General features: G+C 60.6%; 14 protein-coding genes. 7 read left to right on the top strand and 7 right to left on the bottom strand.

Annotation, left to right across the window (positions count from 1 at the left end; all coding sequences use genetic code 11):
• Positions 1–321 precede the first annotated feature (321 nt).
• The 3 genes from rpiB to TBK1r_RS31745 all read left to right on the top strand — a co-directional run bounded on the left by rpiB (position 322) and on the right by TBK1r_RS31745 (position 3,225).
• On the top strand, positions 322–831 hold the full coding sequence (gene rpiB, locus TBK1r_RS31755; protein WP_145219434.1) for a ribose 5-phosphate isomerase B: 510 nt from the start codon (positions 322–324) through the stop codon (positions 829–831).
• 51 nt (positions 832–882) lie between these two features.
• Positions 883–2,151: a chorismate synthase gene (locus tag TBK1r_RS31750; RefSeq protein ID WP_145219432.1), complete on the top strand. Its 1,269-nt coding sequence runs from the start codon at positions 883–885 to the stop codon at positions 2,149–2,151.
• A gap of 165 nt (positions 2,152–2,316) precedes the next feature.
• Complete coding sequence (locus tag TBK1r_RS31745; protein ID WP_145219430.1) at positions 2,317–3,225, top strand: hypothetical protein; 909 nt, start codon at positions 2,317–2,319, stop codon at positions 3,223–3,225.
• A gap of 68 nt (positions 3,226–3,293) precedes the next feature.
• On the opposite strand, the gene TBK1r_RS31740 is transcribed toward TBK1r_RS31745, so the two are convergent.
• Entirely contained in the window at positions 3,294–4,160 is an 867-nt protein-coding gene (locus TBK1r_RS31740) for a dihydroorotate dehydrogenase electron transfer subunit (RefSeq protein ID WP_145219428.1), read from the bottom strand.
• A gap of 322 nt (positions 4,161–4,482) precedes the next feature.
• Here TBK1r_RS31740 and TBK1r_RS31735 point away from each other — a divergent pair, with 322 nt between their 5' ends.
• Positions 4,483–6,627 (top strand): glucuronyl esterase domain-containing protein, encoded by a 2,145-nt coding sequence (locus TBK1r_RS31735; protein ID WP_145219426.1) that lies wholly within the window; start codon positions 4,483–4,485, stop codon positions 6,625–6,627.
• 114 nt (positions 6,628–6,741) lie between these two features.
• Here the strand turns inward: TBK1r_RS31735 and TBK1r_RS31730 are convergent, their stop codons facing one another.
• From TBK1r_RS31730 to TBK1r_RS31720, 3 genes are read right to left on the bottom strand one after another with little or no spacing between them, the layout of a single operon-like run.
• Positions 6,742–7,704, bottom strand: coding sequence for a GHMP family kinase ATP-binding protein (locus tag TBK1r_RS31730; protein WP_145219424.1), 963 nt, complete (start codon positions 7,702–7,704; stop codon positions 6,742–6,744).
• A complete protein-coding gene (locus TBK1r_RS31725) occupies positions 7,701–8,318 on the bottom strand; it encodes a DUF447 domain-containing protein (protein WP_145219422.1) in 618 nt (205 codons plus the stop codon). Before TBK1r_RS31725 ends, TBK1r_RS31730 begins: the two co-directional genes overlap by 4 nt.
• Positions 8,315–8,893, bottom strand: coding sequence for an anthranilate synthase component II (locus TBK1r_RS31720; protein WP_145219419.1), 579 nt, complete (start codon positions 8,891–8,893; stop codon positions 8,315–8,317). The genes TBK1r_RS31725 and TBK1r_RS31720 overlap by 4 nt, the downstream gene beginning before the upstream one ends.
• Positions 8,894–8,985: 92 nt before the next feature.
• Between TBK1r_RS31720 and fba the strand changes: the two genes are divergently transcribed.
• Positions 8,986–9,996: a class II fructose-bisphosphate aldolase gene (gene fba / locus TBK1r_RS31715; protein WP_145219417.1), complete on the top strand. Its 1,011-nt coding sequence runs from the start codon at positions 8,986–8,988 to the stop codon at positions 9,994–9,996.
• 714 nt (positions 9,997–10,710) lie between these two features.
• Here fba and TBK1r_RS31710 read toward each other — a convergent pair.
• The 3 genes from TBK1r_RS31710 to TBK1r_RS31700 all read right to left on the bottom strand — a co-directional run bounded on the left by TBK1r_RS31710 (position 10,711) and on the right by TBK1r_RS31700 (position 14,141).
• Positions 10,711–11,895 (bottom strand): pseudouridine synthase, encoded by a 1,185-nt coding sequence (locus TBK1r_RS31710; protein ID WP_145219415.1) that lies wholly within the window; start codon positions 11,893–11,895, stop codon positions 10,711–10,713.
• An 89-nt stretch (positions 11,896–11,984) separates the two neighbouring features.
• Positions 11,985–13,418, bottom strand: a complete 1,434-nt coding sequence (locus TBK1r_RS31705) for a DUF58 domain-containing protein (protein ID WP_145219413.1) — start codon at positions 13,416–13,418, stop codon at positions 11,985–11,987.
• A 24-nt stretch (positions 13,419–13,442) separates the two neighbouring features.
• Positions 13,443–14,141 (bottom strand): zinc metallopeptidase, encoded by a 699-nt coding sequence (locus tag TBK1r_RS31700; RefSeq protein ID WP_145219411.1) that lies wholly within the window; start codon positions 14,139–14,141, stop codon positions 13,443–13,445.
• A 1,028-nt stretch (positions 14,142–15,169) separates the two neighbouring features.
• On the opposite strand from TBK1r_RS31700, the gene groES reads away from it, so the two are divergent.
• A complete protein-coding gene (gene groES, locus TBK1r_RS31695) occupies positions 15,170–15,487 on the top strand; it encodes a co-chaperone GroES (RefSeq protein ID WP_095741296.1) in 318 nt (105 codons plus the stop codon).
• A 73-nt stretch (positions 15,488–15,560) separates the two neighbouring features.
• Complete coding sequence (gene groL / locus TBK1r_RS31690) at positions 15,561–17,177, top strand: chaperonin GroEL (protein WP_145219409.1); 1,617 nt, start codon at positions 15,561–15,563, stop codon at positions 17,175–17,177.
• Positions 17,178–17,539: the final 362 nt, after the last annotated feature.

Here is a 17,539-nt window from a genome sequence, read left to right as displayed (position 1 = left end):
TTTCGTCGCGAGCATACAGATTCGCCCGCAAGAGAGTCAGATTGGCAGCGCAATGGCCCCCGCGTCTAGAGCAGCCAATATGGGGCCAATCCGACGAAAGTCCAGATTTACGCTCCGCTCTGGGCACACCCCGGATCGGACAGGAGAAGCTAAATGCTTTGGGGGGCTTAGGTTAGGTTTTTTGATGGATCAGGTCAACGGTGATCGTTGATGCACGGCGGACAAATGGCGGCGACGTTCTTTTCGCGGCTAACGAATTTTCAACTTGGCGGCTAAACTGTCCGCCCTGACTAGTATTTTGCCCCTCCCGCCCATTCATTCATGATCGATCAGAACCCCTCCGGCGACCGGTTGCGCGTCGCCATCGGCGGCGACCACGCCGGTTACCCGCTCAAACAGGTGGTCGTCCAACAGCTTGCTGCCGAACCCTATGCGACGTTGGTCGGCAACGTCATCGACTGCGGCACCGACAGCACGGCGCGGTGCGACTACCCGGATTTTGCGATCGCGGTTTCACGCGAGATCATTTTGGGCAACGCCGACCGCGGCATCGTGGTCTGTGGCAGTGGGGTCGGAGTGAGTGTCGCGGCGAATAAAATTCCCGGGATTCGGGCGGCGATCTGTCACGACACCTATTCGGCTCATCAGGGCGTCGAACACGATGACATGAACGTGCTGTGCATCGGCGGACGGATCATCGGCAGCGAACTCGCCCTGGAAATCGTTCGCGCGTTTTTGGGAGCACGCTACACGCCGGGCGAACGCCACCAGCGTCGTTTGGACAAAGTCATGGAAATCGAGGCCCAGGGACGCGACGCGCTGGGGCTTTAGCGGCATGGTGCCGGACGCCTCTCCCACTTACTGCTCCTGACAGAAACAACCATGGAAATTCTTGGTGGACCTTACTTTGGCGTCGCGGGCGCGGGCGAATCTCATGGCCCGGCGGTGACGACCATCGTGTTCGGTTGTCCGGCCGGGCTGATGATCCGACGCGACCAAGTCCAAGCGTTCTTGGATCGCCGCCGCCCCGGTGGCAATAAATACGGCACGCCCCGAAACGAGAAAGACAAGGTCGTCTTTCTCTCCGGCCTGTATCAGACCGATCACGAGGCGTTGCTGGGAGACGCAACCCGCGGTGAATCAAAAATCACCGTCGAGGTCGAGGGGGCGAGTTTTGAATCCCAGGGCTACGAGGCGGGGTACACCACCGGCGAGCCGATCGCGGCGATGGTGCTGTCGACTAGCAAGAAATCGGGCGACTACACACAATTCATTGGCCCCAAGGGTCAGGTCCGGCCCGGGCACACGGATCTGGTGAAGTACCACAAGTCGCGTGGATTCGTCGATGTCCGCGGCGGCGGACGCAGCAGTTACCGCGTCACGATCAGTGATGTCGTCGGCGGCAGTATCGCCAGAATGTTCTTGCAGCAGACCTTCGGCACCGTGTTGCTGTCCTCGATCGATCAAGTCGGGCCGTTGCGGGCGAACGTTTCGCTGGCCGACCGCTGCCAGGCACTGTTGGCCCAACAGGATTCGGTCACGATCGATGCCGACACCATCGCCGCGATGCAGCGAGACATCGACGCTGCGGTCATCCCATCGATCGACAGCGGTTTTGCGTCCGAGGCTGCGGAGCTGATCAAAGAGACACGCAAGTCCGGCGACTCACTCGGTGCCGGAGTCGAGGTGGTGGCGCTCAATGTGCCGCCGCTGCTGGGAGATCCGCTGTATCAAAGTTTAAAGGTACGGATCATGGGGGCACTCGGCGGGCTCAACGCGGTCCAGTCCTGCGAGGTCGGCGCCGGTGCGGCGGTGATCGAGCGGGTCGGCAGCGAGAACAACGATCCGATCCGCAGCGGTGGGTATGTTTCCAACACCCACGGCGGACTGATCGGCGGGATGACCACCGGCATGCCGCTGGTGTTTCGCGTCGGATTCAAACCCACCTCGACGATCAATAAGCCGCAACAGTCGGTCACGAAAGATCTCAGCGAGATCGATTTCCAGCTTGAAAAAGGTCGTCATGACCCTTGCGTCGGTGTCCGTGCCGGCGTGACGTTGGAGTCGCGGATCGCGATCGAGTTGATGAACGCGGCATTGAGTCAAAAGGCGCAGAGTGTCGGGGAAGGGTTGCCGCGACTGTTCAGATAGCGTGGGCCGAAAAATCGGGGCAGGAAACTTGCCGCATAGAAATGGACCGGCCGAGCCCATTTATTCCAGTCTGACGCGGCATTTTGACAGACAAATGGCACCGAGTTGCTAAGATGGGCACCCCGAATCGCCATCGTTTCCTTTGCCAAGAACGCTTTTCCATCCATGAAAATCAAGTGCCCCGGCTGCGCGTCTCTGCTTCAAATCCCCGACACGGCGGCCGGCAAGGTGGTCAAATGCAAGTGCGGGAAACAGCTGCGGGCACCCGGGGGACCTGCGGCGACGTCGGCACAAGCCAAGCCGCCCGGACAGGCACGGCAGGGAGCATCCGCCGCCACACGGGCACCCGCCCAGTCTCGACCGCTCGCGACGCCCGCACCCGCGGCGGCAGCGGGGTTGTTCGACGAGTTGACCGAGACCGATCTGGCGCCGATCAAGGCGGTGCAGATTCCGGGAGCCAAGGTGGCGGTCAAGGCGCCCGGCGCCAACGCGGCGAAAATGCTCAACGAGGCGATTTCGGGAAGTGACCGGCGGGGGGAAGCGTTGGTGATGAAAGGGGAGGCGCCGCGGCCGCCCTTCTTGATCTTTATCGGACTGATCAACGGACTCTCGGCGATCTTCTACGGCGGTTTGATGCTGCTGTTTCTCGGCTTCGTCGATGCCGAGATGCTGGAGAACATGGACGATGCCATGGCCGACGTGGTCGGGTTCGTCTATTACCTGATCGCCGGGATGCTGGGGTTGATGGCGGCCCTGTCGTTGGCGACCAGCATCTGCTGCTTCTTCCGCGGCAGGGTGTGCTGGTATGTCGTCTTGCTCAGCTATGGTTGGGGGCTGGCGTTTAAGATTTTCGAAGTGGCGCAAGAGGCGATGGCAGACGACGTGGAATTCAGCATCATCAAGGGGGTCGGAGGAATCCTGATCGGCGCCGGCATCTGGGCTTGGCTGCACGGCGAGAGCGTTCGCGCGTATTACCAAACCGAAGCCGAACCGATTTGGCGGATCGCGTTGATCGATGCCACCGGGTTCCTGGTCGCCGGTGGGCTCGGCGCAGCAGCACTGTTGATGGCGTAGGGCATGCTGTGCATGCCGTCCGTCAATACTCTCCGTCACGCACAGCGTGACCTACATCGGGATCGATGTCACCAAACGATCTTGTCGGCGTCAAAGATCGGGCCTTCGACGCAGGTGCGTTTGTAATCCCACTCGCCGTCGTCTTGTTTGACTTTGGCGACGCATGAAAAACAGATGCCGATTCCGCAGGCCATCGGGGTTTCCATCGAAACCTGGCAATCGACGCCGCGTTGTCGACAAGCGTCGGCGACCTTTTCCATCATGATCTCCGGTCCGCAGGTGACGACGCGCACCGAAGAGGCGTCATCGAGTTCATCCAGCCGGGCGGCCAAGACATCCGGTACCAGCGCCTGTCGGCCTGTGGATCCATCATCGGTGCAGAGCTGGACGTCGAAATCGGCCTGGCGGAAATCGGGGACGCCGGCGAGCAATGATTCACGCCGCGCCCCGTAGATCAGTTCCACGTGGTTCGCCCAGCCGCCCGGCCGGCCGAACGATTGGCTGCCGATCGCTTCGCGTCCGAGCAGCAACATCGGTGTTTGCCCGATCCCACCGACGGCCATGATCAAGCGGTCACACGGCCGTGCGGAGAAACCGTTGCCCAGCGGCCCCCACAAGCTGACTCTGGTTCCCAGCGGGCTTTCGGCACAGGCCGTCGTGAAGCTGCCTTTTTTCAGATAGATCAGATCGATGTATTTCGGTTTGCCATCCTCGCCCGGCAGCACGTCCCAGATCGCCAGGGCTCGACCGATCAGCGGTGCATCGACACCCGCCAGCCGGATCATCACGAATTGGCCGGGAACCGCGATCGATGCGATCCCCGGGGCCGACACTCGCAGCCGATAGGTCGCTTCGGCGATGCACTCGTTTTGCTCCAGCACCGTTTCGTGCTGGACCATCTGGTCGGCGTAAAAATCGGCATGCAGTGCGGACATGGGCGAACGGTCCAAGGGGACGATGGCAGGATTCGATGGTCTCGCCCCTAGCCTAGGAGATCTGTCACTTTTGGCCAATGTGCCGTGCACGAAGGAAACGAGTCGCCGGGAATGGCTGGTGCTGCAGGAGCGGAAGGACAGGATGATTCAATGTGGCAGAATGATACGGGGCAGAATGATAGTTTGGGCGATCCGTTCGCGGAGCCGGAATCATTCTGCCATCCCATCATTCTGCCATCCCCGTCTCACCAAGGCCACCGCCGGGTTTGGTACTCTATAGGCCTGCTTCCCCTCCCGCCACGCACATCAAAGTCCCACCGCCATGCCGCGTTTCTCCGTTTGGCCGCTCGTCGTCCTGGTCGTCGTTTCATCCGGTATGACGTCGCAGGCCCAGTCGGAAAAACAAGACCTCAAGACACTCAACGGCCACTTCCCCTTCGCGGTACCGGATTCCGTCGACCGCTGGAACGACCGGGCCGATGCGTTACGTCGTCGCGTGTTGGTCGCCACGGGACTTTGGCCGATGCCGGACCGCACTCCGTTGCAGCCGGTCTTGCACGGCAAAATCCGGCGCGACGGGTTCACGGTTGAAAAGGTCTACTTTCAATCGCTGCCGGGGCACTTCGTCACCGGGATGCTGTTCCGTCCTGCGGCAGAGAATTCGTTTGGACTGGTCGATGGCAAACGTCCCGCCGTGCTTTCGCCGCACGGACACGGGGGCCGAACGATGCGACTGAGCGACGGCGAACTGGCCAAGCAGATCCAATCCGGCGGCGAGGTCTTTGAGAATTCAGGGCGTTACCCCAAGCTGGCTCGCTGTGCGCACCTGGCACGCATGGGCTGCGTCACGTTGATCTTTGACATGCTCGGCTATGCCGATTCGCAGCAGGTCGAATTCGAGACCGCGCATCGCCATGCCCAGCCCCGACCTGAAGAGTCCGATCGCGAGCGGCCTTGTCTGTTCAGCATCGACGCCGATTTGAATTTGCAATCCGTGATGGGGCTGCAGACTTGGAATGCCATCCGCGCGTTGGACTTCTTGGCCGAGCTACCCGATGTCGATCCGAATCGATTGGGCGTGACCGGCGGCAGCGGCGGTGGGACGCAAACGATTCTCTTGGGCGCGATCGATCCGCGAATCAAAGTCGGATTTCCAAACGGGATGGTGTCGACGTCCATGCAGGGCGGTTGCTACTGCGAAAACTGCAACTATCTGCGGATCGGGACCGGCAATGTCGAACTGGCTGCCCTGTTCGCACCTAAACCGCAAGGCATGACGGCGGCCAATGACTGGACCAAGGACATGCTGACCGACGGTTTTCCCCAGTTGCAACAACTCTATTCGATGTTGGGCGCCAAAGAAAACGTGATGTGTGGTGACGTGCTCACCTACCCGCACAACTACAACTACGTCACACGCGCGATGATGTATCCCTGGATGGCCAAGCACCTGGGGTTGCCCGCCGATGTGCCGCTGGTGGAAAGCGATTTCGAACCGCTCAGTGAAGCGGACATGAAGGTTTGGGACGACGATCATCCGGCGCCGACGGAGGTCTCCATTTCGCACGAACGCAAGGTGCTGGCTTGGTGGAAGCGGCAGAGTGATCAAAAGTTAAACGCGTTGATTCCTGATCCGGCGGCGGACACTGCCGCGGCGGCCGATCGGCTTGCCGAGTATCGTCGCGTCGTCGGCGGGGCTTGGAGCGTGATCTTTGATCGATCGATGCCAGCGGCACAAGATTTGGTCGTCACAAAGAGGAGCGAAGGAGCTGGCGACGATCGCGTGGTGAGTTATCGGCTTGAGCATCGGGACTGGAAGACGGTCGTGGACCTCGACGTCGTTGCGGGGAAAAACAGCAGCGCGACGGGGCACGTCGTGGTGCCGACGACATCGGCTCGCGAGAGGGCGCGGCGTGATGCGATCGTGAAGTCGGTTGCCGCCGAGGGCGACGGCAGAACGACGGTGATCGCCTACCTGACCCCGGCGCTTGCTGCGACCGCAGACCACGCGCGAGAAGCGATGGCAAGTGAACACCAGCAACCGTTGATTGACGACGAACGAAGTTATTCCGGATTGACGTTCGGCTACAACCGGCCGCTCACCGTCAAGCGATTCGAGCAACTGTTGTGCGTCGTGGCGTACCTCGATCACTCCACGCCCGATGGACCGTTGACGCTGGTCGCGAATCAATCCAGTTGCGTCAGCACCGCCGCAGCCTCCGTGGTCGCCGGCGATTTGGTTGACGAAGTTCATCTCGACAGCGGCGGATTTCGTTTGAGCAGCGTGCCCGATTACAGCGACGAACACTTTGTGCCGGGCGCGGCGAAGTACTTTGATTTGCCGGGGCTGTTGTCGTTGCGGGCACCCCACGCGTTGTCGATCCAGGGCGAGGCCGAAGGGGCGATGGGATTGGTCCAAAAGGTTTACGCCGCGGCCGGGGCGGCCGACAGGTTGACGGTGCAGTAAGTAGGTCATGCTGTGCATGCCAATCGTCTACGGTTGATCGTCATGCACAGCATGACCTACGGTTGGTCGTCATGCACAGCATGACCTACGGTTGGTCGTCATGCACAGCATGACCTACGCGCGGCTCACCGTTCGCCCGGTGCGTTTGATGCGGGCGATTTGGATGTTCATCGTGGGGCTGGCAAACTGTTCCGCCAGTCCTTGGGCGGACGATTCGTCTTCGCACCACACGAACACGCCTGGCCCCCAACTGCTTTGTCCCACGCCGATCGCGCCGGCGTTTTGTAGCGACGCGATCAGTTCGGTGACCCAGCGGCCGTTGTACGGACCGCCTTGGGCTTTGGCGAACAGCATGCCGCTGGCATGGTTGTAGCTTTCGATCGCGCGGGCGAATTCGGTGAAGCGACGGGCCTGGGCAGCCGGCAGAATGTCGTCGAGGATGTGCCGGCGTAGCTCATCGCGAAGACGGTTTGCCGCCGAGCGGAGAGGTTCGGATTGCAGCCTGTCAAAGTGATCGGATTCGTGGTTGCCGGAAACGGTTTCGGCAACCGTCGTGGGGCTGAGTGTCAGCAACCGCCATCGCTCGGGTAATTCGACACGTTGGCGAATCGGGTTCAGCGTTTGGTGATCGTCATCACCGGTTTCGAAGATCATGCCGCCGTTGAAAAAGCCATGGACTCCGACCGCCGAGCGTTTGCCCCGATCGGCGATCTGGACGGCGAGTGTTTCATCGGTCATCTCCTGACCGGTCAATTGACGCAACCCTTCGGCGATGGCCAGTGAGAGTTGCGTGCCGCTGCCGAACCCACGGTGCGGCGGCGCGGCCTTGACGACGTCGATCGCCACGGCGGGTAACGCCGCCTGGCCGGTGGCTTGGCAAAAACGTTTGGCGATCGGGCAGGCGCGTTGTTGGTAGCCGCTCGCGACAGTCCATTGCTCGGCCGCGGAAAGTTCGACGACGGTCGCCGGCCGGTCGATCATCGCACCAAGACCACCGAATGGCGGCGACGTGTCGAGTAACCCGAAGTGCAGCCGAGCGCCGGTTTCGATTCGAATCCGTTTCGCCGCGCGCATCATGGGGTTCCGCTCGGGGCGTGGGGCTTGATCCGCTGGGTGATCACCGCAGCCAACGTCGCGAACGCGTCTCGTTCGGCGTCGCCCGCGGTCTTGTCGACCAAGGGTTTCAATGCCTCCAGTTGCGATCTGACGTCCTCGGCCGAGATCAAATGGGTCCGCGTTGCCAGGATGGCCGCTTCGATGACGGCATGCTTGGCTCGATTGAATCCAAAGAACGGCGCGATGATTCCGGAGTCGACGACACGGCACGGCATCTCATAGCGGGGCGGTGTTTCGGCCACGGAGACGACTTTGACGGCGAACCAACGATGGCAACGGTTCAGGATCGCCCATCGTCCGCATTCCGACCGCCGCACCGATGCGGCTTGATCGTCGAGCTGGCTCACCGCGGCCCGGGCGAACAGGGCCGCGTCGTCGGTCACGTGGATCGTCGCGCGGCGCGTCGCACGCAGGTTTTTGAACGTGCGAGAGCCCTCGAACGGTCGCAGGACAAAGCCCGGATCGGTCGATCCGCTGGAAGTCATCGCATTGGGATCGGACACCACCGGCCCCATCGGCGCAAGATTGATGCGGCCGTCGACGCCGATCGTTGTGACGATTGATTCCAGGATCACGTTGCGTTTTGGGTCAGAGAGGCGAAGTTTTGGATGATGGTATGGCCGGTGTCCGACAGAATGGATTCGGGGTGGAACTGGACTCCGAAGACCGGACGCGAGCGGTGTCGTAGCCCCATCACGCAGGCGTCGTCGGTGCTGGTGGCGGTCACCCGCAAACAGCTAGGCAGGTCCTGCGACGAGACGACCAGGGAATGATAACGCGCGACATTCATCGGGCTGGGGCAGTGGCGAAACAAGTCTTCGCCGTCGTGGGTGATCGGGCTGGCCAATCCATGGCGCGGCTCGCTGCGGATGATCTGCGCGCCGAAGGCCGCCCCGATCGCTTGGTGTCCCAGGCAGACGCCCAGGATCGGAAGCTGCTCGGGGGCCTGTCGGATCAGTTCGATGCAGCAGCCGGCATCGGCCGGGCCGTGGGGGCCTGGGGAGAGGACGATTGCCTGGGGGGCGAGGTCAATCGCCTGGCGGGCGGTGATCTGGTTGCTCCGGATCACACGGGTCTCCGCCCCGGTAAGGCGAAAATAGCGTGCCAAGTTGTGAACAAAGGAGTCCTGATTGTCCAACAGCAGAATCATGATCCCCCGCCCTTGCGGTCAGGGGTCACGCAGCGATAATTCCCGGCAAAAGACTGACCCCCGACTCTCATTTTACCCCAAGGTAGCTGATCATGGCATTGGTTCCACTTCGCGTTGTGCTCGACCACGCCGCAGAAAACGATTACGGCGTTGCGGCATTCAACGTCAACAATATGGAACAGATCCAGGCGATCATGGAAGCCGCCGAAGAGACTGATTCGCCCGTAATCATCCAGGCATCGCGTGGTGCACGGGCTTATTCGCAGGACGCTTACCTGCGACACCTGATGATCGCGGCGACCGAATTGTACCCGCACATTCCGATCGTCATGCACCAAGACCATGGCAACAGCCCCGAGACCTGTAAATCGGCGATCGAAAACGGCTTCACCAGCGTCATGATGGACGGTTCGCTGGAAGAAGACGGAAAAACTCCCGCGGATTACGAATACAACGCTCGCGTCACCAAGGCCGTCGTTGAATTGGCACACGCCAAAAACGTCAGCGTCGAAGGGGAACTCGGCTGCCTGGGATCGCTGGAAAGCGGCGAAGGGGAGCAGGAAGACGGCCACGGTGCGGTCGGCGAACTGACGCACGACCAATTGCTGACCGATCCCGACGAAGCCCAGCGATTTGTCGAAGAAACCGGCGTCGACGCACTGGCCGTCGCCATCGGGACCAGCCACGGCGCGTACAAGTTCACCAAGAAACCGACCGGCGAAGTGCTGGCGATGTCGCGGATCGAAGAAATCCACGCCAAATTGCCCAACACCCACCTGGTGATGCACGGCAGCAGCAGTGTTCCGCAAGAATTGCAGGACATCATCAACAAGTACGGCGGCCAAATGAAGCAAACCTACGGCGTGCCGGTCGAAGAAATTCAACGCGGCATCAAGAGCGGTGTTCGCAAGATCAACGTCGATACCGATTGCCGCATGGCCATCACCGGTGCGATCCGCAAGGTGTTCGCCGAAGACCCCTCGGCGTTCGACCCGCGTGCTTATCTGAAACCCGCTCGTACGGCGATGAAAGACGTATGCGTCGCACGCATGACCGCCTTCGGGCAAGCCGGCAACGGAGCCAAGCTCCGGGCGACGCTGTAAGTCAGCCTGCTGTCAGGGCGAGGGGCATTGGGCTCTAAAGGTGTTAGCGGAACGGCGCGAGCCGTCCGGTCGCGCTTCAACAACGCCGTGAAAGACCGGAGGGCTCGCGCCCTACCGCTAACAAAAAACACCCACTTGGCGTCAAAGTCGATGGCATTGGGCTCTAAAGGTGTTAGCGGAACGGCGCGAGCCGTCCGGTCGCGCTTCAACAACGCCGTGAAAGACCGGAGGGCTCGCGCCCTACCGCTAACAAAAAATACCCGCTTATCGTCAGAGTCGATGGCATTGGGCTCTAAGGTGTTAGCGGAACAGCGCGAGCCGTCCGGTCGCGCTTCAACAACGCCGTGAAAGACCGGAGGGCTCGCGCCCTACCGCTAACAAAAAATACCCGCTTGGCGTCAAAGTCGATGGCATTGGGCTCTAAGGTGTTAGCGGAACGGCGCGAGCCGTCCGGTCGCGCTTCAACAACGCCGTGAAAGACCGGAGGGCTCGCGCCCTACCGCTAACAAAAAATACCCGCTTATCGTCAGAGTCGATGGCACTGGGCTCTAAGGTGTTAGCGGAACAGCGCGAGCCGTCCGGTCGCGCTTCAAAAACGCCGTGAAAGACCGGAGGGCTCGCGCCCTACCGCTAACAAAAAGCACCCGCTTGGCGTCAGAGTCGATGGCATTGGGCACGCGCCCTGCCGCTAACAAAAACGCTCGCGTCGTCGGTTCAATCGCCGCCGATGATCGAGCCGCCGTCGTCGGACTTTTTCGGTTTGAACGAAAACTTGGTCGTCGCCGGTTTTCGGCTCGTTCGCCGTGCGGTGACGTCGTTTCGGCTTTCAGCTCGCCGCCGCTTTCCGGTCGATTTCTTCTTCGCGGATCGTTTCTTGGTCCCCTTGCCTGCCGGTCGGCGTCGCGGTGTTTCTTCGGCGACTTCGTCGCGACTGTGCTCGATCGCTTTTCTCAGCCGGCTGACTTCGTCACGCGACAGGACGCGGTGGGCACCGACGGGCAAGTCGCCGATTCGCAGCGGTCCGATCGCAATTCGACGCAACATCTGGACTTTGTGTCCCAGCCGCGCCAGGATCCGACGGATCTCACGGTTTTTGCCTTCGCGGAGCGTGATTTCCATTTCGGTCGCGCGGGCTCGCGATTTGACGATCTTCGCTCCTTCGACGCGCACAAAACCGTCGGAGATGTAGATCCCCTTTCGCATACTCCGCATCGTTTCGCCGTCGATCTTGCCGGCGACGGTGACCCGGTAGACCTTTCGGACGCCGTATTTCGGGTGCGACAATTGTTGAGCCAAATCGCCATCGTTGGTCAGTAGCATCAATCCTTGGCTGCTCTGGTCCAATCGTCCGACGGGAAAGACGCGTTCGCTGTTGGGGACCAAGTCGATGACGCGTTGGCGTCCGCGCGGATCGGCGTTGGTGCTCAGAAAGCCGGTCGGTTTATTGACGGCGTAATAGACAAGTTTCTGTTGTCGCAGCGGCACGCCGTCGACGAGCACCTTGCTGCTCTTGGGGTCGACCACGGTGCCCAGTTCCGCGGCGATCTCACCATCGACTTCGACGCGTCCTTCTTCGATCAGCGATTCGCATTGGCGTCGGCTGCCGAATCCCGCGGCCGCCAAAAGGCGTTGGAGTCGTTGCGGTTGGTCCCGCGAGCTGGTCGTCGCGGCCGCCGGGGCTCGCCGGGCCCGTTTGCTGGCGGTGCGTTTTGTGGCAGTGCCTTCGGTGGCAGCGCCTTTACCGACGGTGCGTTTCTTGGGGGCCGAGGCTTTCGATTTGGGCTCGCTTTCAGCCGTTTTGGCCTTTGGTTTTCGTGCCCCACGTTTCGGCTTGCCCCCCGTCCGCTTGCCAACGGAAGGTTTTTTGCCGGGTGAATTCTTGTACGAGCGACGGGGCATGGATCAATCTGCGGTCAGGTGAATGGTTTTTGCGAACCCACCAGATTACCAGAGTCATGCGATTTCGATAGCCACGTTATTGAAGAAGGCTACAGCAAATGCTTGGCCTTGATCTCCAGGTATTGATTGACCAGGGGGGCGGTCAGTTCGTCGGGGAACGTGTCGACCATCAGCACGCCGCGATGTTCCAGGTCTTTGAGGACTTGGTCTCGCCAGACCAGGATGTCGGCGGCCGCGGCGGCACGGTACAGGTTCGATTCGTCGCCTTCGGGATGGTCGGCCGCCTCGAACAGCGTGCGGTCTCGCAGGATCACTCCCATCGGCAGGTGTTGGCCGTTGATGTTGCCGAGGTAATCGGTAACCGCCGCCGCGTTGACTTCATCGATGATGTTGGTCGCCAGGACGACGAGCGATCGGCGTTTACAATGGTTGCGGAGGTACAAAAAGGCCTGGTCGTATCGGGATTCGACCATCCGCGGAAACTGGTCAAAGCAGGCATGAATCAATCGATTCATCTGACTCTTTCCGCCGTGGGGCGGAATGTAGGCGTGCACCGAATCGGAAAAGCAGAGCATCCCCACTGCATCGCCTTGATGCAGCGCGACGTAAGCCATCATCAGCGCCGAATTCATCGCGTGATCCAGCAGTGTGTAGCCGTCGCGGGTGTTGGTCATCATGCGACCACAGTCGAGCAGAAAGATCACGCGCTGACTTTGATCGCTTTGAAATTGCCGAACGGTCAGCTTGTTTCGGCGTGCGGTGCTGCGCCAGTCGATGTGGCGAAAGTTGTCGTCTCGGCTGTAGTCGCGGAGACGTTCAAAATCGCTGTCCTGGCCGATCCGTCGGGTGCGGCGGACACCGATCAGGCTCAATCGGTTCGTGCGGGCGAGCAACGCATAGTCGCTCAGCTGTTTCATATCCGGGTAAACGTTCAGCTCGCTTTCCAGTGGAATCTGGATGTAGCGGTGCCACAGCCTCAGCGGGCTGAGAAAGCGAAGTGAAACGTGCTCGAGTCGAAAGGCCCCTCGCCGGCCGGGCGTCAATTTTCGCCGAAAGCTGACGCGTCCCCGAGGCGGCAAGCGCAGCCGGTGCTGGTCGGGGGACGATTCGAAATCGTCCGGCAGATCGTCACGCGCGTGGCCGACCAAGGTGATGCCGGAAAGGTTTTCGATCGTCAGGTGGCTTTCAACCGGAACGCCCAGCGAGCAGGAATGGGCGATTTCGCGGCTGGCGTGGATCCCGTGATTGGTCGCCAGATAGATCGACAGGAAATCGACCGTCGCCACGATCAGCAGCAACCAATCCAGCGCGGCAACCCAGATGAACGCGTCGGGTGAAAAGACGGTAAAGACACTTCCGATCAAGGTGATCGTCAGCACGCCGATCCACAGCTTGGTCGGATACGTGCGGAACCGCCATGCCGCCACGGCGAGCGGCACGGCAAAAACCACAAGCATCAGCCACGGCAGTTTGCTGTACGCTTGGAATTGGCCTTCGGTGATTTGACGGAGCGCATCGTTCATGCGCCCCATCGTACCGGGAAACGCCTAGCGTCGGTCACCCATCAAGCGGAAAATGAAGTAGGCGAGCGTCATGATCGCTTGCAGCGTTCCGGCAACGTAAGTCAACGCCGCAGCGTTGAGCACCTTGGCGACAAAGTGTTCTTCGTTGGCCGCGATCAGGTTCGCCGACACCAGGTGGCGACGCGCCCGGGCACTGGCGTCAAACTCCACGGGCAAGTTGACGACTTGAAAGAACACCACGCCGGCGAACAGGACGATTCCCGCCAGCAGCAACAGGTTTCCGACCGACGGGATCTGGTAACTGAGGAACAGCCCGATCGTGGCCAGCGTGACCCCGATGTTGCTGCCAAAATTCGCCGCCGGGACCGCCATGTTGCGAATGATCAGCGGCGCGTAGCCCTTGGCGTCTTGGAACGCGTGCCCCGCCTCGTGACAGGCCACACCGAGTGCGGCCATCGAACGCCCGCCGTAAACTTCGGGGCTCAATCGCAGCACCTTGGCGCGGGGGTCGTAGTGGTCGCTCAGGTGGCCCGGGACTTGTTCGACCCCGACCTGGTGCAGGCCTGCCGAATCGAGCATTTGCCGCGCCGCTTGGGCGCCGCTCATCCGAGCCGGGACTTGGGACATGGACGCAAACGTGCTTTTGACTCGCCATTGGGCGAACAGCCCGAGCAACAGCGGGGGGGCGATGAAAAGCAGGTAGATCGGATCAAAAAGGAGCATCGAGGAACCCGTATTGGCTTATTTGAAACGCTGAAAAGCAGTTTTTGACAGGGAAACTGTCTCCGCGGAGGTAAATGCAATCGCCGCGCCAATTGAGGCCCTGGCGAGGCAACTTGTCGATTGAAGCGACGGCAGAAACTTTATCGGCAGGTCAATGTTCGTTTGCCGGCGGCGGACCTTGTCAGGCGGCGGGCGAGCGGGGAGCGGATTTGTTGGGGCAAGGTTGCCCTCCCTTTGGCATTGGTATCTACACAAGCCGTTTTTTGCCCCAAGGGCATGGATACCCATCGCCTGGGGCAAGCGAGCCGAGCATTTGCGAGCGTTGCGCCGCCCCAGGAACCGCATCGCTCGAGCCTCCCGCCAGGAGGGTGGCTTCAGGCCAATACCGCTAAGTTAAGGCCGACCGAGAGGCCGCTCGCGCTGCCGCAAACCGGCTGATATCAAACGAATATCACCCGTTTGGCGCGAGCCTACGGGCCCTCGCACGAGGAAACGACGCTTTACTTAGCGGTATTGGGCATCCGGCACGGCGCGAACGATCGACTCGGGGCAAGCCGTCTGCCAATTTGTCGATTCTGCGGTGGGAATCGCGGAAAACCGGTGGGCAGACAAGATTCCGGCCGGGGCCGAACATTTGGCCCCTGTTGCAGAAACCAGAAATGCACCAAGATACGCGTCCGCGATCAGCGACCTTCAGGAAACTTTCTGCACCGATATTTTGAGGCTCTTTCGAGGGCTTGTTCCGGTTGGAGGAGTGTGATGCCCCGGCCGCGGTCAGGATCTGGCACACCGTTTGCTGCTCGGCGTGCCAGTCAGAAAAACTGTCAACTTGGCGCGGCCATCCGGTCGCCAAAACGACAGCCGCTCGCCAGTGGACTCAACACAGTCGACGTCGCGCGGTGGACTGCCAGGCGGTCGTTTCGGCCGCAGTTGCGTTGATCGTGATTGGGCAGGCCATTGCCGCTGGCGGCAGCCTACAAGACATTCTCCATTCAATTTCCCGCACTACAGAAAAGGTATCCGCAACTATGGCGACTGCCACCAAGAAAAAGGCTTCCGTTCGACTGCAACCGATCGGCGAGCGAATCGTGGTCCAGCGTGAAGAAGTCGAAGAAACGACCGCTGGCGGGATCGTTCTTCCCGATTCGGCACGCGAAAAACCGGCCCGCGGCACCGTCGTGGCAATCGGCACCGGCAAGCTGCTCGATGACGGCACCCGTGGACAAAGCCAGTTGTCCGCAGGCGACCACGTCCTGTTCAGCAGTTACGCCGGCGAATCGGTCGAGATCGATGGCGAAGAATATTTGCTGATGCGTGAAGACGACGTCCTGGCGGTGATCGGCTAGGCCGCAGCCGAGTCATCATCGTACGCATCCCACCCGATCAAAAACCTCTAACAACACACCCCAATAGAATTCCATGGCAAAGATCATTGCATTTGAGCAGGAAGCCCGTGAGGCGATTCGCCGAGGCGTTTCCAAACTGGCTCGCACCGTCAAGGTCACCCTCGGTCCCAAGGGCCGTAACGTGATCTTGCAGAAAAGTTTCGGCAGCCCGACCGTCACCAAAGACGGTGTCACCGTGGCGAAGGAAATCGAGCTGGAAGACGTCTATGAAAACATGGGCGCCCGAATGGTTCGCGAAGTCGCCAGCAAGACCAGCGACGTCGCCGGTGACGGAACCACGACCGCGACCGTGATGGCCGAAGCGATCTTCAACGAAGGCCTGAAGGCGGTCGTCGCCGGCGTCAACCCGATCAAGATGAAGCAGGGCATCGAAAAAGCCGTTGCCGATCTGACCGAAAAACTGCATTCGATGGCCACCAAGGTCAAGGATCAGTCCGCGATGGCAGACGTCGCGACGATCGCCAGCAACAACGACCGTGAAATCGGCGAATTGTTGGCCGACGCGATGAGCAAGGTCGGCAAGGACGGCGTCATCACCGTCGACGAAGGCAAGAGCCTGCAAACCGAGCAGGAATGGGTCGAAGGGATGCAGTTCGATCGCGGCTACCTGTCGCCTTACTTCGTCACCGACAGCGCCAGCATGGAAGCCGTCCTGGAAGACGCCTACATCCTGGTCTTCGAAAAGAAAATCAGCAGCATCAAGGACATGGTCCCGATGCTGGAAAAGGTCGTCCAACAAGGCAAGCCGCTGTTGATCATCGCCGAAGACGTCGATGGCGAAGCACTGGCCACGTTGGTCATCAACCGACTGCGCGGCACGTTCAACGTCTGTGCCGTCAAGGCTCCCGGCTACGGCGACCGACGCAAGGCCATGATGGAAGACATCGCCATCCTGACCGGCGGTCAAGCCATCTTCGAAGCACTCGGCATCAAGCTGGAAAGCGTCGACCTGCCGCAACTCGGTCGTGCCAAGAAGATTATCATCGACAAGGACAACACCACGATCATCGAAGGTGCCGGTAAGAGCAGCGACATCAAGGCTCGCATCGACCAGATCCGTCGTGAAATCGAAAACAGCACCAGCGATTACGATCGCGAAAAACTGGAAGAGCGTTTGGCCAAGCTCGCCGGTGGTGTCGCCAAGGTCAACGTCGGTGCCGCAACCGAAAGCGAGATGAAGGAAAAGAAGGCTCGCGTCGAAGATGCACTGCACGCAACCCGTGCCGCCGTCGAAGAAGGTATTCTGCCCGGTGGTGGCGTCGCACTGCTGCGTGCCAGCAGCACCGTCAAGCCCGGCGATGACCTGAGCGACGACGAACGAGTTGGTTACAACATCGTCCTGCGTTCGTGCCGCGCCCCGCTGCACATGATCGCGCAAAACGCCGGCCAAGACGGCGGAATCGTTTGCGAGAAAGTTGCTGCGATGAAGGGCAACGGTGGCTACAACGCCCTGACCGATACCTACGAAGACCTGGTCAAGGCCGGCGTCATCGACCCCACCAAGGTCACGCGGACCGCACTCGGCAACGCCGCAAGCGTCGCAACCCTGTTGCTGACCAGCGATGCACTGGTTGCCGAAAAGCCGAAGGCCGGTGCCAAGGGCCACGGCGGCGACCACGACATGTATTGATCCGCCACGCGAGATCAATCACCCAAACGAAAACGCCCGAGCCATCTGGTTCGGGCGTTTTTTGTTGGTGTGCAGGCTTTCGCCGCCCAATGTCGCTGCCCCGCAGCGACAGTCCAGCTTAGGAAGTCTCCCCGCCTGGGCGGCTGCGGATCTTTTGCATGTCAGATTTGTTCTGAGTGGATCGTTTCGGCCAACGGCCGTTTACATCCGTAGCCTTGGGCACCGCCCAAGGTCCGCAAACGAAAACGAGATGGATTGGCCAACGGCCATGCACAAATGCCACTTTAAACGCAAAGGTTGTGCATGGCCGTTGGCCAAATCTTACCGCATTGCGATGAGGTTCCTGGGGCGGCGCAACCGTC

The organism is Stieleria magnilauensis, assembly GCA_007753675.1.
GTDB classification, from domain to species: Bacteria; Planctomycetota; Planctomycetia; order Pirellulales; family Pirellulaceae; genus Stieleria; species Stieleria magnilauensis.
The sequence above is the reverse complement of the archived record's forward strand: the minus strand, read 5'-3'. Positions and strand labels throughout refer to the sequence as shown.